Origin of the sequence: Halalkalicoccus sp. CGA53, assembly GCF_036429475.1 — an archaeon.
Taxonomy (GTDB): domain Archaea; phylum Halobacteriota; class Halobacteria; order Halobacteriales; family Halalkalicoccaceae; genus Natronorarus; species Natronorarus salvus.
Genome location: NZ_CP144125.1, coordinates 3211148 through 3236761 on the forward strand (window position 1 = coordinate 3211148; position 25614 = coordinate 3236761).

Sequence of the window (25614 nt, forward strand, 5' to 3'; positions counted from 1 at the left end):
ATCCTATACAGAGAGGACCGCCGCTACACAGAACCGGTGATAGCCTGCGAAGGCACGCATGAGCTCATATTTCCTCGGGTGTGTTTAGGCTTCATACCATCTAGGCGAACGTTCGTTAAAGCTGTCGGCGGGCACGGGAGTACTAGCGACGACCGCCACTGGCGGACTCGGGTACTTCCTCGCGAGAATCTTTTCGACGTCTTCGATCTCCAGTGCCCAAATCGAGAACGGGACGCCCCACCCTACTGAGTAAGCGTTCTGAATCCCGTCCTGGGTAACGATAGGTATCTCAAACGAATCTGCGACTCGTATACCTATAGCCCAAAGAACGATGATCGAGGACGTTGGACGGCGTGACTGTATCGGCGGGGGTATTCCACGGTCGCATTGGATCGTTCAATCCGTGACCCGGCGGGACATCATCACCGCTGGCGGGTACGTACCCTTTCCTCGGGTGCTTTCGTTGCCACTGCGCCCAGAGTTTGTCCACGAAACAGTGGTGGAGGAAGAAGACTGGGTCGTTCGGTGAGGTATGGTCCGACATGGAGCCACCGACCCAGATGTGTACTAGGTTGTGGAACGCGGGTGTGGGATCGCCGTATTCATCCCGGAATCCTTCCAGCACATTCCGGAAGCTAGGATACGACGACGCGTTCCACTGAAACGGATCGGGCTCGCGCCGTTTCGATCGGTCGTATGGAACGATCTCGAGCAGGCCCGGGTTCGAGGAATCACCGCGGACTGATCCCGGGGAGGGCAAGAGCGGATCGACGTCGGTCCGCTCGAAGAATCGATCCCGGCCGAGCGTGCGTCGCAGACCCTCGTCGATCTCGTTGATGTCGTGGTCGATTATCGTCCAGCTCCGTTCGTCCGACTCGGACGGACGATACGCGAACGGTCCCGTGTTCACGTAATCGTTGTCCTCCGGGTCGCCGTCTCCTCCGATAAGCTCTTCGAGATCCTGCGACCAGCCGAACGTGTTACTAGCCGGATCACTCAACTCAACGTCTTCCGTCCAGTCCCAGTACGGCAGCATCACCCCCGGGACCTCGGATTGGAGGTCCTGTTCGAATCGTCGAAGAAACTCCCGATGCCAGGGTAAAAACGCGGGCCCCCTGTGAGCACTGTTTCGGAAGTTTGCTCCGGAGGTGCCAGGAGGAACCGTTTCGCCTGGTGCCAGGGTTGGATTCATCACCCCTTCTACGTGCCATCGGACGTACTTGGCGTATTCACCGCTCTCCTTCAACGCCCACACTGCACGGATGAAGTCCTCCTTCTCAACTCTCGTGAGTTCTCGAACGTTCTTCCTGTTGGTCACGCGTCCTCCACCTCTTCTAGTGCACCTTCGATAGTAGCCCAGTGATCCACAAGATCCCTCGATAAGTTCTCCAGCGAGGCGTACCGCCTGTACGGGAGGAACCTCGTGTAGTACCCGCTTTCCTCGGCGAGCACGTTCAGCCGCTTTCCGTCGATGATTATCTCCGGAGGACCGTCCGCTCCTTCGTCGTCCACGATAGTAATTTCCTTTCCGCCGTATTCATCGTAATTTCTTGTCATGGTTCTACTCTACACAGTGAGCCGTCGTATCCCGATATACGTTCGCTCACTCGTCCGTATGGACCGTCAGACGATATATTCAAATAGATGTCATGGTATTGAGATGTTATCTTCGGGTGCTGTCTATCGAACCCCTCGCCAAGGGTGCAGTCCTCGAGTGGCTGATTCGGTTGTGTCGGATCGGAGGGACGGACGGACCACTTCGGCGTAGTAGTCACGACGGGTGGCGACGCTCTGCGAGTCGCCAGCATCCCATTTCGTGTACGTGACGTCGTTGATTCGGTGACAGCCTGCTTTAGCGACCGATGCGAACGTTGGCGGATGGTTATGGGCTCACCACCTCCCCTTTCTCGAGCTCAACTGGCTCCGTTACCTCGCGGCCGTCTCCGTGTCGTTCCGGTGGACTGATCTCGACGTGGACGTGGTTGTCGTGACCCGGTGCCCTAGTGGACAGCCCCTCGGCAATTAGCTCTGGGTCGTTGAACAGCACCCGATGGAGCAGTGGTTCCTCGGAGATCGCCCGCACCATCGCTCGCATGGCCTCACGATCGTAGTGGGGGTGGCGGAACGTGGTCATACCCGGAGCGGTACCGTCCGTCCTTGGCAGCCGGAGGTCGACACAGAGGCCGGTCTCGTGGCCGCTGTGATCGGGCGTATCCCCGCCTCGACGGGGGCTCGCGTCGTTTACCGTAATCGGTGCAGCCCGGTCGACCCGCGATCGGTAGCTCTCCTGATAGCGGCGACCGGCCGACTCGAGTGTCGCCGCTAACCAGCTCGTCCCGTACTCGTGGTCGTCCCAGTGCTGTTCGGCCACCTCCACGTTGTAGAAGCCCTCCGGGCCGTCCCGGGAGCCGACAGGCATCCGCTGCCACCGCGGCGGGTTCGCGCTCGTGAGCCAGGCGTACGTCGGTCCGGGGACGTCCACGCGGCCGTCGCCTCGTACCTGCCGTCGCCCCGCAACGATCGACTGGACGAGGTTGATCGTGCGCCTGAGCTCGGCGTCGACACGGCTACCCGTCTCGAGCCAGTCGAAGCCGAGCGCGCGCAACCGATCGCGTAGTGCCCGGACATCTTCGAAACGGTTCTCGCCGCCAGCGCCGACGCTGGCTTCGATCAGAGGTGCCTCTCCGTCGCCGTTTCTGGACTCCTCGTCGACGATCCTGACCGACGGCGCTTCAGCGTACTCCTCGTCATAAATGGAGGCGTCCCAGTGATGCCAGCCTGTCTCGCCGTAGGCGGTGAACACGCGGTAGTGAATCCGCGAGGTGCCGTCCTTGCGCAACCGCTCCCAGACCGCTCTCGACGGAACGTATTCGGCGAGCGTCTGCCGGACCACCGATTCCTGGCCGTACATCGGGAAGAAGTTCGACGATCGGCGTTCGTCGCCGTGATTCTCCCCGTGAAACAGCTCGGGGCGAGTCGCAAACTCCACCTGGTAGTGAGTGAACCCCGCGAGGTCGACCCGGAACCGCGGCGGATCTGCGCCGGCATCGGCAGTCGATGGTCCGACGATCGATGGGCGCGAAGCGACCTGCCCGCCCACCACCTCCTCGACCGCGGCGCCCGCGTTGATCCGGCCGAACCCGTAGCGGTCGTGGTGGCCCTCCCCCACGTTGCCGATGTCGTCACAGGTGTCGATCATCGTCCACAGCACGTCCTCCCACCCGAGATCAGGGTCGGCGTCTATGACGAGCGCGGCGACGCCGGCCGCACAGGGCGCCGCGTAGCTCGTCCCTGTACCGATCTGGTACCGGTCGTCCGACCCCGTGCTGAGGACGCGTGTTCCGGGTGCCAGAAGGTCCAGCGCCGCTCCGTACGCTGAGCCGTCCTCTGAGTCGCTCTCGTTCGATCGACCCACGGCGATCGTGTTCGCGTGAGCGGCGACCTGATCCGTTCCACCGGGGCCCTCGATTGGGACGTTGCCGTTGCTCACCGCCCAGAAGACCGGCGCACCGAGTCCCCCACGGCCTCGTTCGACGACCGAGTCGATCGCATCCATCAGGACCGAGTGCATTGTCCAGGAGGCACCGGTGCTCGGACCGAGGCTGCAGACGACTACATCCGCACCGTCGCTCGCATCGAGTCCCGCGTTTGTCGCCTCGTTCTCCAGCTCCGGGTTCGCGGCGTATGCGACCGAGAGCGCGAGGGTGGTCTGCGTACCGACCTGGTCGGAGAGACAGGCGACCAGCGTAAGCGACGCCTCCCAGGCAGCTCCGCAGACGCCACGGGCGTTATCGCCGGCGGCACTCGCCATCCCCGCGCACATCGTCCCGTGGTTCGCGTCCGGGTAGTTGTCGGTTCCGCGAACGAACCGGTCACTCGCGATCCCACCTCGACTGTAATACCCCGTCGCCTCGGTAAGTGCGTCGCTGAGGTCCTCGTGGTTGACGTCGAAGCCGTTGTCGATGACAGCTATCGTCGTGTCCGTCCCACGGGTCTCACTCCACGCCATCGGCGCGTCGAGGATCGGCCACTGCCATTGTTCACCGTATCGCGGATCGTTCGGCAACCGGTCGACCCGCGGCTCGAGTGCGGTCATCGACCGCGACTCGACGTGTTCGACGAACACGGGTTCGGCGTAGACGACCTCTGGAGCCTCGGATACGCGCGCTGCTGCCTCCAGTGATCCCTTCGATTCGGAGACGAGGACCTCGAAGAGGTTCGGGGCGAACCCGAGTGTGCGGACGTACGTCACCTCGAGATCGTCGAGCATCGCCATCGCCTCGTCGGGGTCGAACTCCGGGTCGAGTTTGACGGTCAGATGGTGAGTGTCGACGAGTGGCCGGCCCTCGCCGTCGCGGTAGACTCGACCGACGAACTCCGTACCGTCCGGGGCCTCGTTCGTCTCGACCGCACGACGAACGCGCTCCGACGGCCGGACGAACACCCAGCCAGCCTCGGCGAACGGATCGACGCCACGGGCCACGGCAGCGCTCATCACCGGTGTGCCCAGATCCAGTTCCTCGACGATCTCGTCCATGTTGTCGCTCGTCCGTTCACGTCGCTCGGCGAGTCTGACCGCGAGGACGCCCGATTCCTCCTCGAGGGCTATCGTTTCCCCTCGTACGTCGTAGCTGTTTCGTGTCATGTTCTGTTACCGTTTGTATGTAGTCGTCCGCGGCCCGGAACGGACGTTGGATTCGGAGACACCCACACCGTCTGTCGACCGATGATCGTCGTCGTCCGCGGTGTCCCGCCGGCCACGCTCGTCGACCTCGTCCGAAACGAGGGTCCACGACAGAGGGATGACGGTTCCGTCCCGGCGGAGGTCTCTCTCGAGCCAGCCGGTATCGAGTTCCTCTCCGTCGGCGTGGGTCCAGACGCGGAATTCGAGGACCTGTTCGTCCAGGTATCGGGTCAGCGGGAGGGTGAACTCCACGTAGCCGGAGAGCGGTGTATCCACATCACCCCGAAGTCGAACGACGCGCGTCCCGTCCACACCGCGCAGGCGCGCCCGGACTTCGACGCTCGAGACGCCGCGGCTCGTCCGATCGAAGTCGGTGACGAAGATGACGTTCGTCGTGATGTCCTCGACGTAGATCCGACTCTCCTCAATGGTGACGGCTTCGCCGGGTCGTTCCTCATAGACCGCCACCAGCTCACTCTCGGCGTTCAGGTCGGACGACTCGACGGTTTTCGACTCCCCAGGTAGGAGTGTTCGCTCGATGTCGATCGACGTCGCGAGACGTCCGTCGTCGTACCGCTGGATGGCGGACACCGAGAGCTCGTTTCCGACGCGGTTGGTCAGTCTGACGCCGTCTGCAAGCTGATCGACCGCGACGGCGCCGCCGCGCCAAGGACCCGTCATTGCGTCAAGCTCCATCGCGATCGTCGAACTGACCGTCGTGCCGTCAGTCATCTCGAACGTCGCCCGTGCCGCTATCCCGCCCGTTTCGAGCATCGTCCGGAGGAGATGCGCGTCGTACAGACCCGTGCGCACCGCCACCTCGAGGTGATCGACGGTCTCTACGACCGTGGGTTCGTCGAAGGCTGATTCGATCGTCCACCGGTACGTAGCGCGCTCGAACACCTCGGTGGGGTACTCGAGGATCGGTTCGGGCCCTCGTTCTGGAATGTCCTCGCGCAATCGTTCTCGGAGAGCCAGCCGGACGTGCGGCGGGATATCCGCCTGCAGGCCGGCTTCGAAGATAACCTTCGATGCCTCGGGCCTGTCCACGTCGAGCGTCGCGTAGACGACAGCGGTCGGTTCGTATTCGCGGCGGGTCCCGGGCGGACGACGGCCGATACGGTAGGTTCTCGGAACGACAAGGAACCGATGAGGCTGGGCAAGCGCCCGGTAAACACGATACCGGTCGTGGCGCAACGACGAGAGTTCCTCGTACTGACGGTTACTCGTCTTGCCCAGTGCGAACGCGTCGCGACAGCCGATCGCCTCGACGCCTCTCTCCGTTCGCTCGCGATAGAGTGTCCCGACGTCGGCGCAGGGGTACGAGAGGTCAACAGCGACGCTCCGTCCGAACGTTCGGACAGCGAGGCTCGACACCGGCACCGGGAGGATGGAGACCTCGCCCGCCTCCTTGAGCGGCGGGCGAACGACGAGATCGCTCGCACCGATCGTAGGAACGGCGAGCAGACCGGACGTCACCGAACGGCCAGCAGAACGGGCACCCGCTCCTGACTGGGCGGCTTCACCGGTCGTACCCGTCCGTGTGATGGGGACGATTCCGGACCGGCCGATCCCACCGCCGGCCTCAGACGTTCCGAAACGAAGCTGGCCGAGGGTTGTGTTGAGCGTCGCCCCCTTCGGGTCGAAGAAGGTGGACGTCTCGGGTCGGGGTCCGACGACGGTTCGATCGCCGACGACCGGCGTCACCGCCGTCTTCGTCCCGATCGAGACGTCGAGATCGATCGGTACCACGTCGAGATCGATCGGTCCCGGCCAGATGGGTTCCGGTCCCACGCGCTCGTATCCCTCATAGGTGTACTCGACGACCACCCTCGAGCGACGGTCCTGAAAACCGGGGATGGCGAGGGCTCCATACGCGAGGCGGACCCACTGGTTACGAAGGTGCACCTCGACCGTGAGGCGATCTCCGTCCCGCGTGACGTCGGCGCGCAGGCGCTGCGTGCGGGGGCCATCGTCGTCCTCGTACGGTACGAGTAGGTCTGCCCGGAGGTCGTCGATCGCCACCGGATCCGCCCGTCGGTTGCCCTCCCGGTCGAGTTCCGCCGCTACTGCCTCGGGAATCGTCGCCTCCAGGTCGAAGCGCAGCGTGCCACGCAGCGCTGGTTCGCCGTCTGCGGTCGTACCGGTTCGCTCGAACGCGAACTCGAACGGACCGGTCTCCGGGTCGGCGCCGGCGGTTACCGGGATCGGTTCGAACGTCGGCGCGTACCACCGGCGACTCGCGTCCAGCGAATCCGGCCATATCGGTGGCTCGCTCCGGTTGACGACTGGAAGGCTTCGGTCCGGCACCGACGACCATTTCGACGGCAGACGCAGGTCATCGAACACGAGGTGACGGGGCCCCGACACGGCGACCGATTCCCCAGTTCGCGGGGGGAGCGACGGCCGGTCGGACGGCGAGATGAGACGTCCGACGGTGGTCACCGTCGACCCGTCCACCGCGAGTTTCGCGGATCGACCGGCGTCCCGGCTCTCACCGCCAGCGAGATCGGCGACCGCAGACCGCGTCTCGACCCGCTCGAGGATCGGCCCGAGGTCGCCGATCTCGCCTTCGCCATCGATCGCGACGGCGGAGACGTGTGCGTCGACGTCGCGTCCGTCCAACACGCCCCGAAGGACCGCTCCGAGGTTCGCCTCGAGCCGTAGCGTCCGCTCTGGCGCCGCGTCGATCGTCTCAGAGACGCGCATGGTTACCCCATCGGGCGGCCGAGCGCCGAGGAAGAACCGAACATCCGCCTCGTCGTCATCGAAACGACGCAGGACCATGGCCGACCGCTTCACGAAGAGCGCGAACGCCGCCTCGACATCGGCGACAGCCGCACCCTCGCGGTCGTTCGTACCGGTCTGGTCTTCCACGCCCTCGACGCCGATGTCGACGACGCTCCGTTCGACCATCGCCCGAAACGCCTCCCACAGCGTCACCCGGTCGTACTCGCCAGTTTCGGGGATGAGTTCCTCGAGGGTGTCAAAGATTTCACTCCACGACCCACGCAGACGGACCGTACGTGGGAGTGACGGCGGTCGATACCGCACGTCGAAACGGACCGCGAGCGGTCCGTCCCGACCGCTCAACGCGTCGAAGACCGCTAACGCGTGCTCTCGATCGAGCGTCGCTCCAAGGGACGCCGTCAGATTCGTTCCAGTCGTGATAGCGTCGTCGAGGACGTCTACTGCCGCCACGTCGGCGGTTTTCGTCGCTTCATCGGCGTCACCGGTCGCGACGAGTGAAATCTCCGCACGCGTCGCGTACAGTGGGTCGAACACGTCCGCTGTCGAACACTCCAACGTTCGGAGTGACTCAATCGTGACAGCCAGAGTGCTATCGAACCGGAGCACGGCACGCTCGACGAGCGGTCGGATCGACTCCTCGTGCGGGCGTGGCCGGCGTTCGAGCAACAGGGTAAGCGAGAGGACCGGCCGCCCCTCGACATCGCTCGCGATCGCCGGTCGCTCACGCAGCACGGGACGGGAACCGAGTCCGTTGTCCGACCCCGGTCTCGAGAGCGCGAGTACCGACACCTTCGATCCCTCGACGTCCGTTTCCAGGCGCTCCCATCCCTCGGGTGTAGCAGCTCCTTGAGTCCGACCCTCTCTCGCGGCCGGTCCGCTGACCCCGTCCGCTGCCTCGTCGGTGGGGTCGAGGTCGGGGTTATGGCTCATTCCATCGTCCACCCGGCGAGCTCGTCGAACACGATTCCCCCGCCCGATCGTTCCCGAGCCCGCTCGCGCTGCCCGGAGTCGTCCGTCCCGTACTCGGACGTCGAACCGCCACCGGCATCGACGTGCTCCGAGAGCGTGGCTCGTTCCGACGGCGGCCGCATGTCCTCGGACTCGGTCCCCATCGTCGCGGTCGTGTCGACTACCTCGATTTCGATGGGTTCCGTCCCGTCGTCCACTTCATCGTCCAGCAGAGACCGGACCGGGTCGAGACCTGCGGTCTCCCGTGGGGTGAGTGAGCGTGATCCGATCGCCTCGTCGGGGGTCGGTACCCTGATCGACAGGGGGCCGTTGCCCGAGACGGTCTGCTCGGGTCCGAGCCATTCCGCCCCGGCGGAGAAGATCGTACCCCTGACCACGACCCGAACCTGGTACCTGAAGGAGGGGACGTAGTCCGGGTCACCGGTGAACAGGTTCCAGATACGCGGTTCGTTCTGGCCGTCGTAGTTCCACGCCATCCGCGTCCACCCGCGTTCACCACGCCCTTCCGTCGTGCCGTCGGGCTTGAACGCGACCTCGACGTACTGTCTGGAGTTCTCCAGTTCGACGTTCAGGAACATCGGTCCGACCAGCAGCTGACCGGCGTTGTCGGCGCGCACCTCCAACGCGAGGTCGTCGCTGGGCGTACCATACTCGCCGGGATCGATCTCTGCGATCTCCTTTTCGATCTGAACCGTCGTGTAGGGGTAGTCGCTCGGACCCGGCGGCTCTTTGAAGTGCACCCGACGTTTGACCATAACCCGGTCCGGCTCCCAGTCCTCCGGTGGGTCGGCCACCTCGTCTTTTCCTTTCCGACTGAATCGCAGTCGCGCCGGCTCCAGGTTACCGTCATCGAACACTTGGCCACGCCACATCAGGTTGCCCTGCGTATCGGGATAGCCAATCTGAACCGACATGAACTCGATCGGATCGCCGGCTACACCCCTCGCCCGGTCACCCCAGTTGGCGACCGGCCGTGCGACGCGCTGCACCACGCGGAACTCGGAGTCGAGGTTGATCGTCCGGAAGTAGCGTCGCTCAGCATCGGGGTCGTCCTTGATATCGTCGTAAAAGCCCCTGAGCGAGCTGCTGATTACGTGGTCGAGCAGGTAGCGCTCGTTGATCGTCTCCTCATAGCTGAGGTTTACGCGAGCGATCTCGTTGCTCGATCGCAGCGCGAGCCTGAAGTTTTTCGGTGAGAACAGGCTAAAGATAGAGCTCGGCGCGTCACCCGCGTCGGCGGCCTCAGCCTTGGTCGGTGGCCGAAAGATGATGTCCTTCGCTTGGTCGGTGAACTTGGTGACGACCAGGTCGATGCGCTTCTGGACGGCCTCCGCGTGATCGGGACCTGAGGGGGTCGTTCCATCTACGGACAGCTCGACGGTGATATCACCGTTCGTGATGAGACGGTCCAGTTCGAATTTGATGTCCGCCGCGGCCCAGAGCCGTCGTCCCTGAGCGTGGGCCGAGAACTGGTTGTGGATTCGCTCCCAGTTCCCCTCGATCTTCAGATGGACACTCTCGCTCCACACTCGAAGCTTCATCCACTGGGTCACCGCGACTGGGCTGTACTCCTGACGGAAGCCGTCCCAGAGGATGGCCGCTGGGATCATGCCGAGTCGACCGACGAACGCGTTCTCGCCGGCAGGATCGATAGATCCAGGTCCGCCGCCGTCCATCCGCTCATACCACATGTCCGGACCCGATCGAGTGTCGCCCCGTGACGTCCCGCCATCACTTTCGGACGGATCGATCAGCGACCGCGAGGGAACGGGTGGACCGGTGATGGCACTCCGTTGAGGTCCGGCCGTCCCACCAGCCGAGGATCCATCGCTGGATCCACTCGTAGCCCCTCCCGTCCGATCCGACGGGGCTTGTGGTTGATCGACCGCTTCGGACGAATCTCCACCCACCCGCGGATCGGCTCGAGGTCCACTTCGGACGTCGGTGTTCACGGCCGCGTCGTCGCCCGCCCCGATCGACTCATCGTCGGTCGTCCGTGAATCGTCCGCGGCCGATCGCTCCGCTCCCTCCCCTTCTATCGCCGAGACGCTACCGTCGGCGTTTGGCGACACGTTCGAGATCGACGTCTGGTTCGACGCGATCGGCACGATACCGAACTGGGGTGCGCGATCGGACCTGATCCCCCAGTACCGGTCGTCGTCACCTCGGAACTTCTCCCGGAGCTGCTCGTGGGCGCGTTGAAGGACGCCCTCGGGCGGTTTGCTCGTCGTCGTCACCGAGAGGATGCCGCCTGCGACCGACTCCTCCCCCTCGACACCCGAGTGAGTGTCCTCGCTCAGTTCACCCTGGAACTTCGCCATGGAGAACTTGTACCGACCCTGTGCGTTCTGTGCGATCCGGACCTCCGCGGGGAGCCAATAGAAGTGTGGTGACTTGCCTTCCCGCTGCAGGTCCGGGTTATTTCTGTCGGGAAGGTAGCAGACTCTGTACGAGCGGCCACCGTCCATGACTGCAAATTCCTCGATGTTGCCCTCGAATACGGGCCCCTTTGGTTCGACCATCTTTAATTCCTATACACACGTTACCATGCTTATTGGTAGCAAGTAACGTAAACTTACTACTGCAGACTGCATAACGCTTTCTACCGCGGGAGATATATTGTAATTTTTATGTAATAATTCACTGAGTGAGTTATGCTTGAGGTGATTACTACGATGGATGGCACATGGTCGATCGGGTCTGTTCGTCCTCGTTCCGGTTACTACGAGCAGATCGCCCGTCCCAACTCGTACTCCAGTTGATTTGGTATCCAGCTATTGTACAGATACGGACAGGTACGGCAAATGCTCTCCAAGTCGGTGGTCCGAGAATAGAGTACCTAATCCAACTCCCCCCCTGCGAGGTGTTTCGAATCACTCGATATTCTGATCAAATATGCCTACTAGTTTATTATCCTCCGAGGTAATTATATCTCAATTATAGTTTTTAGAAACCTAATTATTGGCGAGAGTGCCTTCTCAAAGACACTCATCGGTCTAGCTGGCGGCTTGACCGCCGCTTTCACCGTGCTCTCGATAGCATACTACCCGACGCTTGGATACCAGTCGCTCATCGCGGCATCGATCCTCATCGGTGCGTTCGTGAGCATGGTCCTCCTTCAAGCGAACAGATCGCTCACTCGACTTGGCGCGGCCTCCTCCGAGAGGACCCTCGACGAACTCGCGAGAGAGGCAGTCGGCTCGTTCGACTCTACCGATCGAGACACCCTCGAGGCGACGTCCTGGGTACCGATCGTGAGGAGTCTCCTGCAGGTCATCGTGAGCAAGTTCGTGTTCACCGCCGCCACGACGCTCGCGCTCCTGTTCAGCGTGCTCTGTGCCGTTCAGAGCGCGGTTTTACTGGGAGTGATCCTCTCCCAGCCCGACCTGCCGGCGGTCGTAAACACGACCGGCGCTCTGCTCTCGTTCGTGACGGGAGCGGCGGTCGTGGTGTTCACCATCGATAAGACCGCCTCGGTGTCCGACGATCAGAGGGCGTCCCAGCAGTCGTCCGATCAAGAGCTCGCGGCCGAAGAGACCGTACGGACCCCCTGACCGGTCGAGAATAGAGGGAAACGAACAACACTCGAGTCCGCGCTCGGTCGCATACACTCATAATTCCGTTGAACTTTGGGGAAACGAGGGCAATCGATGAGAGACGCGACGACCTATTCGAGGAGACGTCAACCTCCACACCTTCGCCGGTACGGGTGTGTTTGACCAAGTCGGGCAAGAGGACGTGACGATCCCCCCGGAGATGGGTTCATTTTCAAGTACGAACATTTGGGCGGTGTTGTCCGAACCTTCCGACCCGCACTTCCATGGGCGGTTCGTAGACGACGAGCCGTTCGATCGGTCGGTGGACCTCACGGTCGTCCCTCTCGAAGGGGAACTCGATCGTGGCTCGCCCTCGAATCGAGAGAGAACTCGTCGATCGTTCGCCCACCTTCGTTCAAGACCTCGAACTCCGCGGTCGATCCATCGAGCTCGACGACGATGGCGTGTCGATCGCTCTCGAAGACGTCGATGTACCACGCGTCTCTGTTGTCCCCTTCCCGAGGGCTCACACCCCACGCGCCATCGCCGACGTACCGAATCCCGTCCTCGGCGACCGTCCCGTCCCTGATGGGAACCGACCGTTTGTACGTGTGATCGTCGTGTTCGAGGGCGACGGTGATCTCGTACTCCTCGAAGAGGGGGACCCAGTGGGCACGGAGTTCTTCCTTCTCCTGTCTGTCCCAGTCCTTGTGCGAGGGAAAGGCGGTGTGATGGTACGAGGTGAACAGGTAGGGTCGATCCGTTCGTGCGGCGAGTGTCTCTTCGAGCCACCTGGTCTGTTCACCCACGATCGGGTTCGAGCACGCCGAATCGAGGATGACGAAACTGAGGTAGTCTCCGAAATCGAGGGTACCGTACCCGGGTTGGCCGGGGAAGGCGAACAGGTCGTAGAAGAACGGAGCGACGAACCGGCGGTGTTCGTCGGTCTGTGTGTAGTTCAACTGGTCGTAATATTCACGCCCGTCCACGAGTTCGTGATTACCGATCGCCACGATTATTGGAACTACCCTCCCGTCTCCGGAGACGAGCGTTTCCTTGTTGACGGCGAACCAATCGAACCAATCGGTCACCTGTTCGGGGTCTGCGTCGATGTAGGCGAAATCACCGCCCCACTGGATGAAATCAAGGTCGTATTCCATGGCCACTTCGTTGACCCGTCTGAGTGGCTCCGGATCGGACGACGTATCGCCACCGGTCGCGAATCGAAGCGGGCGATCCCGGGAGATCTCCGCGGGCATCGTCCGGAAGCGATACTCCGAATCGTACCCGGCGAACTGGAACCGATACTCCGTCCCGGGATTGAGGTCGGTGAGCTCGACACGGTGAATCGATCGTTCGTCTATCCCGTCTCGATCCGTCGTGGCGGGAAACGGTCGTGTCTCTCCTTCTATCTCCTGCCAGCTCTCGTTTCCGTCACGCCGGAACCGAAGGCGAGCCTCGGATGGACGACCGCTCACCGTGTGCCAGTCGACGGTCATCGTCGTCGTCGGATCGCGTCGCCACGTCAACAGCAGGCCCGTTACCCCGTCGGGGAGAGGTGGACGCTCTCCCTCGTCTCCCGACCTGAAGGCGGTGAGCAGTGAGAGCCCACCGCCAGCAGCGCCGATCAACCCGGAGAGTCCAGCGACGGAGGCGTACCGCAACACTGCTCTCCGCTGCTCTCCGGTACTGTCGTTCCTGCCACCATCGGTACCCTCGTAGTACAGCAAAACGGCAATGGCGACACCGCCAGCGATGAGAAGCGAGATTGCGAGCAGGGAGAGGGCGTACCAGAAGTACGAAGACTCCAACACGGTTTCAATGAGCCAGAGAATTCGAAGTTCGGAGACGACAGTAATAGCGAGATATCCCACCCTCGGTTTTGGAGTGCGTTCACATATTATTATTGACTCTGAAAAAGCCATCACGGGTACACATGAGGTGTTTCGTCCATACTGATCCTCAACGGAATCGGTCAGGAATATCTCCTACGCTCATGGGAAGCACGTTGTTGGTCGAGTATAGCTGGCGCTGGAGAAGCGTAGCGGGCAAGGGTGACGCTGTCGCGTCACCCGAATGCAATGTTCCCATTCGAATTGCTTAGCTCAGAGGCGAGCGCCGCGAACCTGCTGGAGCAGGTTCGCTGGCGTGACGGCCTCTACTGCCCGCGCTGCCAGTCTGAGTCGGCGATCAAACACGGCAGCTATCGAGAGTATCAGCGGTATCTCTGTAAGGATTGCGACCGCACGTTCAACCCAAAGACCGGCACGATCTTCGCGCACGCGAAGATCGGCCTTGATAAGCTGTTATTCGCGTTCTACTCGTTGCTCCGGTTCAACACGAGTATCCGCCAACTTGACGCTGAGCTTGACGTGTCGTATCGGTCGCTTCGGCGGCGCGTCGAGCAGTTCGCTAGAACGCTCGACGCGCCAGCCATTGATCTCGTAGGCCCGGTCGAAATCGACGAAGTCTACGTGACTGCGGGGCTGAAAGGCCGCGAGCGCGACTCCCGGTCGCGCTCGCGTGGGCTCTCGAAACGTGGTCGCGGAAGATATGGTGAGAACAAGCCACCAGTGTTCACACTCGTTGATCGTGGTAGCGACCAGCGATACGTGGTCCCAGCGAAATCCGCTGATGAATCGACTGTGCGACTCCTCCTCGGCGACCGCGAGGAGGAGTCGCTCACTGTCTACACTGACGGATTTCGAGCATACGATCCACTCGAAGAGGACGAGAACTACCAGCGAGAAGCCGTGATTCATAGCGAGGGCGAATATGTCGATGGAGACGCGCACGTGAACACCTGCGAGAGCCACGCGTCGCTTCTGCGACGGTGGCTCTCGCCCCATCGGGGCGTCTCAAAAGACAAGCTCACACCGTATCTCAGAGCCTTCCAGCTTCGTCGACGAATCTTACGAAAACCCGGTCAAGAAGCTCTCGAAGAGGTCGTTCAAACTGTACTCTGATTCACCAACAACGTGCTTCCCATGAGCGTATCTCCTATTGATGAATCGCCTTACGCACCTCAGCGTCACCGAAGAATAGAAGCAAGTGCTCGTGACGACTGTAAATGTTGTCAAATAATATTTTATCAACGATATCGATCGATAGATCGTCTTGCACTGAGAGGACGATGCTTAGCTGATAGCTTAGCCAAGAGTTTGTCATGGAGAGTGGTTCTCTATTTCACTCAATCGTATATTAGTTGTAGAGCGGATACCTTACGTCTAAAATCCGGCGATGTAGCCGCAATCCGATTAGGTGTTAGGCATCACTGTCAATGCTGCCGGTAGTCACTCCGCATCACCCGCGTTTCGAATATATCTGTACGTTTCAACGGGAGCCGAACCGAGGATAACACCGTCGAACACTACATTATAATTTTTTAGAAATCAGAGTGATTTAGAGAATAAATGAAACAACGAGCATTGAAGAGGTGAGTTAATATAGACAGAAGAGTACAGGTAGTGGTATGTCAAATAGACCGACTAAACTCTGTGTTCTCGCGGAACCATATTTACGAGATTTTGAGATACAGTCTATCGAAACCGCAGTAGAGGAAATCAACGTTGAAATCCCTCTCGTGCTCGTCAACGAGGTTGGCCAGTCGGGAATCGATCCCGAGCTCAAAGCAAACGTAGTCAATAACAAAGTCAGCCTCGACGCCCTTCGGCTATTCATAAAACTTCTTGAAGTACACGGGGCGTGGACATTCGTCTTCGCCGAAAAAACCATAACCGAGCAGTTAGGGGTGGGAGAACATCCGATAGTTCACGAGGACGTCAATGAGATATCCTGCTTCTCCGAGGCAGTGATCAGACATGTGACGCCGATCCGAGACGGAAATTGGATGGAGCTACCCCCGGAGGCGGTGGATCTGGTCAGAGAGAACTGCGATATCGTCGTCAGGTACGGGTTCGGATTGCTCAGAGGGGAGATCCTCCGTGCGACAGAGTACGGTGTTCTGAGCTTCCATCCTGCAGATATCCGTCAGTACAGGGGTCTGGGAGTACCGAAGGCGTGGTTAGACGGAAAGGACGTGATGGGAATGACCCTCCAACGACTCAGCGAGGAGATCGACGGTGGTGAGATCGTAGCGTACCAAGAAACTGACGTCAGTGACTGTGCGACACTCTGGGAGGTCTACGAGGAACTCCGCCTGCTCCAAACCGAACTGCTCGCGGAAGGAATACGGAACCTCGCCGATCCGACCGTCGAGATCACGACACCGGAGTCGCTCGGACCGTACTATCCCACCACGTCGCGTCGGACGCTCTCGTTTGCCGGCCGAACTCTGTCCAAGAACATGGTCGGTCGAGTGAAAAACCGGATCGGGTAGCTTGGGGAGATCAATGACACGACAGCGATATGTGAGATAGAACGAAATTGGGCCCGATTGACAGTCGACAGCCTATTCTTTGCTGTCGGGATAGACGGCTACAGTCGGGACGAAGAAGATACAGAAGGCTGGTTTCCAGGATATCTTCTCCGTGTGTACTGGGTTGGTTACCGCTCAGACCAATAGGGACGTCCGACCTCGTTTGAGTGATCTCCTCTCCACGTACGCTAATACCCAATCAAGCGATTAGCAATTGATTCAGAGGGTTGGACAACATACGACGTTCGCCTGCCCCAACCAGTATTATGCCGGTTTCGCCACGTACTGCGGGGACATCTCGATGAGCCAGGTGGGGACGGAGAAGGAACCTACGACGTCGACGAGTTCGAAATCGAGGTTCTTTAACTCACGTCGTTGACGTAAGGGAGTGGTAAAATACGTCTCCAGTTCGCCGATTTCGGAGGTCCTGAACTTGTACGGGTTGAACCAGCGAGTCCGGTTTTTCGGTCGCAGGTAAACGTCTTTCAAATAGCTCCACTTTCGAACGGTTGCCAAACTGTTGTGCGAGGAGAACGTGAACGTACCCGACGGGCGCAGAACGCGGTGGATCTCGGAGAGTGCCTGCTTTCGCCGAGACTGGGGGATTAAATAATCGATACCGTTGAAGCTGAACATGACGTAGTCGAAGTGATCATCGGGGAACGGCAGGTGAGCGGCATCTGACGCGAGAAACGGTATCTCGGGATGATGCGATCGAGCGGCATGTACCATTTCGTCGCTGATGTCGACACCGATGACGTCGAATCCTCTTTCCTCAAGCGCCTTCGTCACCCTGCCAGTTCCGCAACCGATATCGAGCGTACGCGCGTGGGTTTGTGTGAAATACTTGTTAATAGCTCGAGTCTCACTCCTGAAGAGTTTCCCATCCCCCATCCGATCGATATGAGACTGAACCGATAATTCGAACCCGAACTGGTCGTGGTTCGGTCCTGAATCCTTCGTAGTCCGAGGGTGCTCGCGATCCATGCCCAGACATGCCAGCTACCGATCATAAATCTATTGTAGGCGCGGAATATACAATTTATTTGACTAATAAATGCATTGCTATGGCGTGACCGTAGCTCTGTGGCTCGAAAACACCTGGTACGATACACTGAGCGGGGTTCAAACACCGTACAGTGAACCAAACGACAAATCGGTAGCGGCGAACGGCAAAACGGGATTCGCATCGAGGAACGCGGGCGTCTTCCGGTATCGACCGCGGGAGGGGGGCTCGCGCTCGGAAATATAATCTAAACGACTCAATATCAACAAGATGCGTTCGCCGTTTTTGCACTAACGGACTACATCACGAGGGAGAATGCTATCCGCTCTCAGAGTTAGGGACATGATCCGACGCTGATGCGGACTGACCGAGATGGGCACCACCGTTCAAGTAGTATGTAGGCAATATACTCGTAGTGCCACTGAGACACGCGATAACAGATCAAATAGTTAATGAGTAAATACGACGACCTGTTCGATGAGACCGCACCTGAAAACAGCGTCTTCGCGGACAAAAGCGCGCTCGATCCGTTTGCCGATCCCGAGGATATCGTCGCTCGCGAGGAGCAGGAGCGAGCAGTCGCACGGATGTTAAACGGCGTTCACGAGGGCTATCTCCCACCGACGGTTTCGATTTACGGACCACCCGGCACCGGAAAGACGATGACCGTCCGTCGGCTCTGTCGGGAGTTCGCCACCCGAAACGAAGCGGTGGCTGTCGAGTATATCAATTTGAAGGAAAGTCGGACGCTCTTCAGTGCGGCCAACGAGATCCTCTTTGAGCTCACCGGCGAGAAAGTCGGCGCGTACGAAGGCCTCGATGGGGCCTTTTCCACGATCTGGGAGGTCCTGGACGAGTACCCCGAGTGGACGATCCTCTTGCTCGATGAGATCGATCAGGTCACTCACGACTCAAACTACGATCCGAACGAGTTCTTCTATCGGTTGCTCAGAGGAGAGGGGAAACTCGCACGCGATATCCGACTCTCGTGTTGGTTGATCAGCAACGAGCTCCTCGAGGTCGATCTTCGCTTGGACAGTCGCGTACAGAGCGGGATGGGCGATGAGTCGATACTGTTTCCACATTACGACCGTGCTGGATTGACCGCGATACTCGAATCGCGAGTTGAACAGGCGTTTCGAACGGGTGTGATCTCCGACGACGTCTTTGAGCACGGTATCACGGTCGCTGCGAGACGCTGGGGTGATGCCCGAAAGGCGATTACCCTCTTTCGACGAGCGGGCAATACGGCAAACGAGCGCGGTCTCGCGGAGGTGACTCGAGAATGTTTCGATGCGAATCTATCCGCGACCGACCGCGAGTACGTGGTCGATACGCTGTTGAGCCTTCGTCCGCAGCATTTCTTCGTCCTCTACTCGGTAACGCGAAAAACGGCCCTCGAAGAGACCAGTAATCTTCACTCTGTAACTACCACACAGGTCCACGAGGAGTACACCAGCTTGGTGGACCCTGGCTCTCGACTCAGCACGCGAGCGATTCGCGAGATCCTGAGCGATCTAGAGACCATGGGTCTGATCGAGACGTGGATTCAGTCACGAGGTCGTGAGGGAAGGATCAAACGGATCAGACCTCAGTTCGACATCTCGATTATTGATGAGACGTACGAGAGGTACCTCCACGAGTCGGATCACAACATCACCGAGTCCTGAGTTCGGGAGTTGTTCGACGGTTTTGCGGAGGTTAGTCAAGAAGCCGAGAGACCACCTCTGTAGAGGAGCGGGAGTATCGACGGTAGATCATCGGTCAGTCGATACTGACCGAACCCACCTCACGCTCGTTTTTCAGCTGTTCGATCTCCTCGGCGAGTTCTTCTAACGTCTTGTCCTTCAATACCTGGCGCTTCGTACGGATTAGATATCCGAGCGTTCGATACTGCTTGAGACGGATCTGCTCGCGTCGGTGATCTTCTATCTCGTCGGCCTCGATTCTCTCACGGAGGTCCTCGATTCCCGTATCGATCTGCTCAAGCATTCGATCGTAGTCCGGAGTCGGCGATTCGATGTTTGTCATGGGTTTCAGTTCAGGTGGCGACCAACATATGTGTATACGAATACGAGTAGGAGTTTGGGATCTCGTGATTGCTCGGCTGGATAATTCGCTGTCTTCGCCGTCTCCGAGAAGCGTTGGTGAATATATATTGGCTAGGTTTTCACAGCCATGCACGCATATCGAAGAGCATCCAAGCAGTGGTCGTTCGCGTCGGCTTTCCCGACGTGGTCTTCCTTATAGCCGAGGAACTCACGAACGAGGTTCTGACATGTTTCCGATATCATCAATCCGACAGCGGGCGAAGGCTCGGGTTCCTCGTTAGGTGGATTCTTGTAATCACGCCTGCGACGGAGTTCGTTGGGACTCGGAGATCCAGACGTCCAAGCGGAAGTGCCGTACACGCGTGCCTGTTTACGGCTGCTGGGAGAGCCGATTTCCAGGTTACCATCGGCTTCCAACCGGCGTCTGACTTCGGCTATTCCTTCGTCGAGTGACTTAGACGCTCGTTCCGCTTGGTATCCCGCGCGGTTGAATCTGTCGAGCTCGTCGGGATCGTGATCGCAGACGATCGTTCCGGTCGGTTTTTCGCCTTCTTCGAGCCAATCGATGACGTCTTCGACGTGAGATTCACGTTCCCGGAACTCGTCTAAGACGACGAGTTGGTTCGAAGAGGTTTTCCCGATTTCGAGGAGCACGCGAGGGTTGTTCCACCCGGAGTCGTACCCGTAGACTCGCCAGCCAGTATCGACGCGTTCTACTGCCTCTCGATGTGGGATTACGTGTGTATCTCGACGAAAGTTCGAGTAAACTAACCCCGTCGCTGCAGCGAACCCTCCGTGCAGGGCCTGTGTTTCCTTCGCCGTTCCCTCAAACTTCCGCCTGAATCGATCGATATCGCCGGAGTTCAGGTATGGGTTGTCGAGGACCGATGCTCTTACCACCTCGATATCGAGGCCGATCGGATCTCCGTCTGCATCCTGGCGCTGTTCGAGGATCTCCCACGCCGCGTTGTAGCCCTCGCCCGTGAGTGTCCATAGCTGCGTTTTCGGTCCATCGACTCCTCGGAGGCGCGTCGTGATCATCCCGAGGAGGTCGTGGAGTTCATCACCGTAGTGACTTGGCTCGTCGAGCCAGACAGCACCGAACTCCGCACCGGCGTACCGCGAGTACTGATCTGCACTGCCGAGCGTGATCGTCGAGTCGTTCACGAGCGTGAGCCGATGCTCCTGGCGGTTGTAGTCCGCGACGATCGGGCTGGTCTCCGGACCGTTGAACGACGATGTCGTCAGAGCAGTTCGGTCACCGGGGAGCTGTTCGAACAGCTTCCTGAACGTCGTCTCTCTGGCCTTTTGGAAATCGACGCCCATCGCGAGAAATCGACTCCCTGAATACGAAAGAGCATGGGCGAGTAGCCATCTTGCACCGAGGACTGACTTTCCGGTCCCATATCCGGCGAGAAAGGCTACGATGTCGTGGTCTCTACTGTCGAGCGTATCTAAACACTCACGCTGAGCACTCCAGAGATCATAGGTGAGTGTTAATGTATCGTCGGTGAGCTCCCAGGAGATGCCCTCCGGGCGCTCTTCCGGAGCGCATTCGTCCCAATCGACGGATATCTCGAGGTCAGGTGAGTCCGGACGGTTCGAGCGGAGTTTCTCTAACTCACCTCTTACTTCCCGTTCAGTCGCCATCTGTATCTATATACGAACAATTGCTCATTGGAATCATTATCAATATATACTACAATTAGTTAGGAGTCTGCTCTTCGATTGGATGTACGTGACATTGCCCTCTACGTATTTAATTCTTCCTCATCAATACCTCTCCACGATTTAAAGGGGACGCTGATTCGGTAAAATGGTCTTAGTTTGATAGGTCAATTCTCTCGATCAGTATTTGATACTTCAAAGATATATTCATTCCCAAAAATCAGAGTGTCTGGTCATCACCCATCTCTTCCTCGGCGGGAATGCAGTTGTCGAGTGCTGGATTCGACCGGCGCGTGTTTTACTAGTGGACGAAGGCGGTGAGCCAGCGCTGGGCTTTAACACGCCACCCTATCCAGGTCTGATAAGACCGGTCGATCCGAATCGCGAGCGTCTGGATCCACTTTAGGATCAGATCGTGTTCGACGTAATTTAGGTGTCCCCTCAGGCGACACCGCTCGAGGGTGTCGTACCCCATCCCGCCGACGAGAAACACAGCCTCGGAACGGTCGTGGGTCTCGGCAAGCCAGCCGAGAAACGCGGCCGCGAAAGCAGGTGGAACCGGTTGCACCTATCGGTCCTGCTTCCCCCACGGACGGCCTGGACGATGAGGGGTGGTTTTCCCACGGTTAGATACCGGAATCTCGAATCTCTTGGAGTGTGACGGATCCATTGAGCGATTCACCTACGCTGGAGTCGCGCGAAGAACTCGTCACAGAGCCGGGGGAACAGCAGGATCGAAACGGTACCGGCGATCACAGCGATGCCGACCGAGACGGTCTCTACTCCGAAATCGGCGTCGACCGCGAGTCCGCCGTAGACAGCCACGACCAGCGCGAGGTTGTAGTAGAGAACTCGGAGCGCGATCAACGAGGGTCTGAGTGACACCCAGCCGAGGGTCTGCGTCACGAGTGGCCCGATCCACCAGCCACGGATCAACGTCGCGGCGACGGTCATCGTGAGGAGCCGATAAAACGTCGGGTGGGTCACGCCAATCCCCTCGACAGAATCGGTCGTTCCGACGTACGCGAGTACCGGCATACTGAGGAAAAGCGTCGGCGAAGACGTACGTGATATCGTGGAGGAAGCGTCCAAAGCTGCTCTTCTCCGCGCGCGTCAGCTTCCCCATCCCGTACCACGTCCGTCGTTCGGTCGTGTATGCTGGTCTCGTCGAGCGCGTCGGTGAGCGTTCGGTGAGGTGCACTCGTTCACTGGTGGCCGATCGAGCCATGATTCCACTCCCGGGCTCGGAGCGCTATCGCAAGAACAGTCGGGACAGGTTTCGTGCGCTGAAACCGCCGCTGTTCCCCGGGGTAGTATGCGTGTCCCAGAAGGGGCAGGCCACGTCTCCCAAGGGGGTTACGCGAGAAGTTCGGGTTCGAGACACCGGGCGAGGTATTCGTCTACGAAGAAATGGGGTGCATCGTTATCGAGCCGGTCCCGTCACCCGATGAACTGCACGGAATTCATTAGCTTAACCAGAGGAGATTGGTGCTCTCTAACGATTCACCAGTGTCGGTCAATGGAATGGTCAGTGTTCAAACTGCGGAAACGAGGTGCGTGTTTCTACAGCCACCTGAAGCTGAAATAATTCAGGATTCAATAGTATATATCGCTTCGAGCAGTAGGCACCGTTGAGGAGGCGTCACGATTGGATATTACTGACATTCCCGACGAGGCGTTCATTGACGACGAATCGCCGCCCGATCTCCACGAACTAGAGGCAGCTGACTCGTTTCTCAAGAGCGGACCGATCCGTGAGCGACTCCTCGATGTCGTTACCGGGCTCCGAACCCCGACGAAGGTCTCCGATATCGCTGACCTCGCGAACTGCGATACTGAGACTGCCCGAGACTACCTGGAGTGGTTCGGCGAGATGGGAATAGTTCATCGTCACGACGGCCGCCCCGTACGATACGAGAGAAACGACGCGTACTTCCAGTGGCGACGTATCGACCGGATTCGCGAGGAATACTCCGAACAAGAGATCGTCGAGGCGCTTTCAGACACCATCGAACAGATCGAAGACTACAGAGCCCAGTTTGACGCAGATACTCCCGACGAGGTATCTCTGCTCGAGACCAGCCGGGAGATAGCAACTGAAGAGATATGGGAAGTACTCTCGGAGTGGAAAACGCTCGAACGTAGAGCCGCCCTGCTTGACGCGGCACGGCGTGATCTCCCAACCTTCAATAGCAGGTCCGGCCACATCGATGCCTGATACCCCGGCTGAACCGCCCAGTACCGGGCCCATCGATACCGAGGTCGTCGACCGAATTGCAGCGCATCTTGCTCGGAGCGTTCGCTTCAGCGACGTCCAATCACGTCCACCGTACGCAGCGAGCGCCGTCATCGCCGACTACGACCTCGGCTACTTCCCGAGCGGTGTCACGCGAGCGTATCTTCGGATCCGATGGTTCGAGACCGACGACTTCAGCATCCATTACTCCGAGCAATACCAGACCGTGAATTCGTGGGAATGCCGATGGGATCGTCACCCGAACGACCACAACACCCGCGAACACTTCCATCCGCCCCCAGACGCACCCACTCCTGAAGAAGACGAGGGCGACCCCGACGAGTGGCGGGACGTTCTCGCAACCGTGCGCACCAGTCTCGACGACCGACTTGAAGCATTCTGGACCGAATAGCTGGCTTGGCAATGTAAAGTCCTGCGTGGTACGACGACGTCGCTCGCCATCTCATCGATCGATACGGATCGAGCAATGGTATTGCTGGCGTCGGACCCTCGACGAACAGCGTCTGCAGCTGCACTAGTCCCACGAGCTCGGTTATCTCGCCAATCAGAGCGGTTGAAGAAGACCCAGATGATGATAAATTTCTGGAGGCAGCGGTTGCTGGTGACGTCGATTACCTCGTTTCTGGTGACCAATACTTACTTGACCTCGGCTCTTTTCTCGGTATCGAGATCGTCACGCCCCAGTGTTCTACGACCACCTCAACGATTAGTGAAATTAGTATAGTGGCGACTCGTAAGTGTTTACGGAGAGTTTTTCACACGGTCGTGATACAACCTGGCTGGAGTTCCGCGAGATGATCCTCAAAGCGACCGTCTACCACCTCGGAGATGCGTCCGATTTCCATGAAATCAACCGCTGGGTACCGAAACTACAGAGGCACCAATTCGAACCTTTTCTTGGGCTCGTATCTTAAATAGCCCGTCGACGAGCCCACATGTGGACTCAACTCAGAAACACGAGCCTACAGACCTCAAAGGTCCACACCAAGTGCGTTATCGACCGCTGTTTGTGCATCCTCCACAAGCATCTTTATTCGATCACGGCTACTAGCCTCGCTCTGTAGTTCATCTTCGATTCGAGAGAGGATCACCTTCGTCTCGGAGACGAACTCTCGATCAACGTTCTGCTCGCGGAGATGTTGGATCTCTCGTTTCTGCTTCTCAACGATGTCCGCGAGTTCGTTGACCTCAACATCTCCGGTACAGTCTGATTCGGTGCGAGTATCACGAGGATCGCTCGCAAGTTCGTATAGCCCTGGGGCCACCTTTTTTATGTGACCGTGCTCGGTGAGTCGCTTTAGCCGGTCACTAGCGTACTCGCGCGAGACGCTCATCTCTTCAGCAGCGTAGGTCGGCGTCACACGCCCTCCCTGCAGAACATCGAGCAGCGATTCATCCGTGTCGTTCAGATCCTCGGGTTTGAGCACTGAGTTCGTGGTTACGGTCATACGCCCCTATTCATTACGCTGTAATAAATAGTCCACGTTTAGTAACCGCTATTTGTAGTTCACTCATAGTAATGTACAAGTAAGTGGCTGCACTACTACCGAATGGAGCCCGAGAATACCAGCATCGAATTCTGGCCGGGTGCTGAGACACCCGACCTCGGGCTTCTGGAGTGCAGAAGCATGAGCCAATCGACGCTACCGACAAATGAGGCTGTCGCTGAACCGCCTACACATGAACGACCGTTAGACCGGCCGCTCAAGAGCGCCCGACGGACCGTCCGGGAGACAATCCTCGAGGGCGAACTCCCGGACTTCGACGTCTACCGGGCGCTGTGTGACGTCTCGATTCCGGTTTCGGTGACCGACCTGGAGCGAAGGGATGACTGAGGACACGCGCCTCGCAGAATGTCCGGTGTGTGGCGCAGTTGGTCTCACTGAACGGATCAAGGACCACAACTGTCCGGCGTTCCTTGAACGAACCGATCGAACGACACCGTACGCGCATCGGATTCGCGCTCGACCCTGCGTTTCCGCCAGCCCCGAGCAGGTACTTGATGGCTATCCGCTGTCGATCGCAGAAACCATCTCCTGTCCCGGCTGTGAGAGGAAACTGACCGAAGGACACCGTCTCGTCGTCCTCGCGTACCGACCGCACTGGTCGTACGTATGGGCCATCGAGACCATCCGGTGTCGGACCTGTGGCTCCGATTCGATTCGGCCGACGGACCGGTCGGGACCGTCTCTCCTCCTCGACGGTCGGATCACGACCACCTGTGACGAAACGACACAGAGTATGACGCTTACGTTCTCCACACCGTCCATCCACGATCGCCGCTTCGTCGAGTTGCGCACGTCCGAGCCGTCGG

20 protein-coding genes and 1 pseudogene are annotated in these 25614 nt (G+C 59.2%); 9 read left to right on the plus strand and 12 right to left on the minus strand.

The window, feature by feature from the left end; translation table 11 throughout:
• Positions 1 to 289 precede the first annotated feature (289 nt).
• The 5 genes from V2L32_RS18440 to V2L32_RS18460 all read right to left on the minus strand — a co-directional run bounded on the left by V2L32_RS18440 (position 290) and on the right by V2L32_RS18460 (position 10926).
• Entirely contained in the window at positions 290 to 1318 is a 1029-nt protein-coding gene (locus tag V2L32_RS18440; RefSeq protein WP_331234027.1) for a tyrosinase family protein, read from the minus strand.
• Positions 1315 to 1557 (minus strand): hypothetical protein, encoded by a 243-nt coding sequence (locus V2L32_RS18445; protein ID WP_331234028.1) that lies wholly within the window; start codon positions 1555 to 1557, stop codon positions 1315 to 1317. Before V2L32_RS18445 ends, V2L32_RS18440 begins: the two co-directional genes overlap by 4 nt.
• 325 nt (positions 1558 to 1882) lie before the next feature.
• A complete protein-coding gene (locus V2L32_RS18450) occupies positions 1883 to 4645 on the minus strand; it encodes a S8 family peptidase (RefSeq protein WP_331234029.1) in 2763 nt (920 codons plus the stop codon).
• Positions 4646 to 4651: 6 nt separating this feature from the next.
• Positions 4652 to 8365 (minus strand): hypothetical protein, encoded by a 3714-nt coding sequence (locus V2L32_RS18455; RefSeq protein ID WP_331234030.1) that lies wholly within the window; start codon positions 8363 to 8365, stop codon positions 4652 to 4654.
• The gene (locus V2L32_RS18460; RefSeq protein ID WP_331234031.1) at positions 8362 to 10926 is read right to left on the minus strand and encodes a hypothetical protein; all 2565 of its coding nucleotides are present in this window, start codon (positions 10924 to 10926) and stop codon (positions 8362 to 8364) included. Before V2L32_RS18460 ends, V2L32_RS18455 begins: the two co-directional genes overlap by 4 nt.
• 486 nt (positions 10927 to 11412) lie before the next feature.
• Between V2L32_RS18460 and V2L32_RS18465 the strand changes: the two genes are divergently transcribed.
• On the plus strand, positions 11413 to 11958 hold the full coding sequence (locus tag V2L32_RS18465) for a hypothetical protein (protein WP_331234032.1): 546 nt from the start codon (positions 11413 to 11415) through the stop codon (positions 11956 to 11958).
• 311 nt (positions 11959 to 12269) lie between these two features.
• On the opposite strand, the gene V2L32_RS18470 is transcribed toward V2L32_RS18465, so the two are convergent.
• Entirely contained in the window at positions 12270 to 13865 is a 1596-nt protein-coding gene (locus V2L32_RS18470; protein WP_331234033.1) for a purple acid phosphatase family protein, read from the minus strand.
• 156 nt (positions 13866 to 14021) lie between these two features.
• Here V2L32_RS18470 and V2L32_RS18475 point away from each other — a divergent pair, with 156 nt between their 5' ends.
• The gene (locus V2L32_RS18475; protein WP_331236635.1) at positions 14022 to 14906 is read left to right on the plus strand and encodes an IS1595 family transposase; all 885 of its coding nucleotides are present in this window, start codon (positions 14022 to 14024) and stop codon (positions 14904 to 14906) included.
• A 506-nt stretch (positions 14907 to 15412) separates the two neighbouring features.
• Positions 15413 to 16279, plus strand: a complete 867-nt coding sequence (locus V2L32_RS18480) for a formyltransferase family protein (RefSeq protein ID WP_331234034.1) — start codon at positions 15413 to 15415, stop codon at positions 16277 to 16279.
• Positions 16280 to 16582: 303 nt separating this feature from the next.
• Here V2L32_RS18480 and V2L32_RS18485 read toward each other — a convergent pair whose 3' ends face one another.
• The gene (locus V2L32_RS18485) at positions 16583 to 17305 is read right to left on the minus strand and encodes a class I SAM-dependent methyltransferase (RefSeq protein ID WP_331234035.1); all 723 of its coding nucleotides are present in this window, start codon (positions 17303 to 17305) and stop codon (positions 16583 to 16585) included.
• A gap of 471 nt (positions 17306 to 17776) precedes the next feature.
• Here V2L32_RS18485 and V2L32_RS18490 point away from each other — a divergent pair, with 471 nt between their 5' ends.
• Positions 17777 to 18994 carry a Cdc6/Cdc18 family protein gene (locus tag V2L32_RS18490; protein ID WP_331234036.1) on the plus strand — a complete coding sequence of 406 codons (1218 nt, stop codon included), beginning with the start codon at positions 17777 to 17779 and terminating at the stop codon, positions 18992 to 18994.
• Positions 18995 to 19088: 94 nt separating this feature from the next.
• On the opposite strand, the gene V2L32_RS18495 is transcribed toward V2L32_RS18490, so the two are convergent.
• The 4 genes from V2L32_RS18495 to V2L32_RS18510 form a co-directional block, all read right to left on the minus strand.
• Positions 19089 to 19355 (minus strand): hypothetical protein, encoded by a 267-nt coding sequence (locus V2L32_RS18495; RefSeq protein WP_331234037.1) that lies wholly within the window; start codon positions 19353 to 19355, stop codon positions 19089 to 19091.
• Between the two features lie 131 nt (positions 19356 to 19486).
• The gene (locus tag V2L32_RS18500; RefSeq protein ID WP_331234038.1) at positions 19487 to 21025 is read right to left on the minus strand and encodes a terminase large subunit domain-containing protein; all 1539 of its coding nucleotides are present in this window, start codon (positions 21023 to 21025) and stop codon (positions 19487 to 19489) included.
• A 319-nt stretch (positions 21026 to 21344) separates the two neighbouring features.
• Complete coding sequence (locus V2L32_RS18505) at positions 21345 to 21611, minus strand: hypothetical protein (protein ID WP_331234039.1); 267 nt, start codon at positions 21609 to 21611, stop codon at positions 21345 to 21347.
• A gap of 110 nt (positions 21612 to 21721) precedes the next feature.
• Entirely contained in the window at positions 21722 to 22081 is a 360-nt protein-coding gene (locus V2L32_RS18510; RefSeq protein WP_331234041.1) for a hypothetical protein, read from the minus strand.
• Positions 22082 to 22329: 248 nt separating this feature from the next.
• Between V2L32_RS18510 and V2L32_RS21180 the strand changes: the two are divergent.
• The 4 genes and pseudogenes from V2L32_RS21180 to V2L32_RS18525 form a co-directional block, all read left to right on the plus strand.
• Positions 22330 to 22510, plus strand: a pseudogene (locus tag V2L32_RS21180) (AbrB/MazE/SpoVT family DNA-binding domain-containing protein); the annotation flags it as partial.
• Positions 22511 to 22691: 181 nt separating this feature from the next.
• A complete protein-coding gene (locus V2L32_RS18515) occupies positions 22692 to 23261 on the plus strand; it encodes a DUF7342 family protein (protein WP_331234042.1) in 570 nt (189 codons plus the stop codon).
• The gene (locus V2L32_RS18520; RefSeq protein WP_331234043.1) at positions 23254 to 23691 is read left to right on the plus strand and encodes a hypothetical protein; all 438 of its coding nucleotides are present in this window, start codon (positions 23254 to 23256) and stop codon (positions 23689 to 23691) included. Before V2L32_RS18515 ends, V2L32_RS18520 begins: the two co-directional genes overlap by 8 nt.
• A 152-nt stretch (positions 23692 to 23843) precedes the next feature.
• A complete protein-coding gene (locus tag V2L32_RS18525; protein ID WP_409348454.1) occupies positions 23844 to 24098 on the plus strand; it encodes a PIN domain-containing protein in 255 nt (84 codons plus the stop codon).
• Between the two features lie 173 nt (positions 24099 to 24271).
• Here V2L32_RS18525 and V2L32_RS18530 read toward each other — a convergent pair whose 3' ends face one another.
• Positions 24272 to 24748, minus strand: a complete 477-nt coding sequence (locus V2L32_RS18530) for a hypothetical protein (RefSeq protein ID WP_331234044.1) — start codon at positions 24746 to 24748, stop codon at positions 24272 to 24274.
• 102 nt (positions 24749 to 24850) lie between these two features.
• Between V2L32_RS18530 and V2L32_RS18535 the strand changes: the two genes are divergently transcribed.
• Positions 24851 to 25135, plus strand: coding sequence for a hypothetical protein (locus tag V2L32_RS18535; RefSeq protein WP_331234045.1), 285 nt, complete (start codon positions 24851 to 24853; stop codon positions 25133 to 25135).
• Positions 25136 to 25614 lie beyond the last annotated feature (479 nt).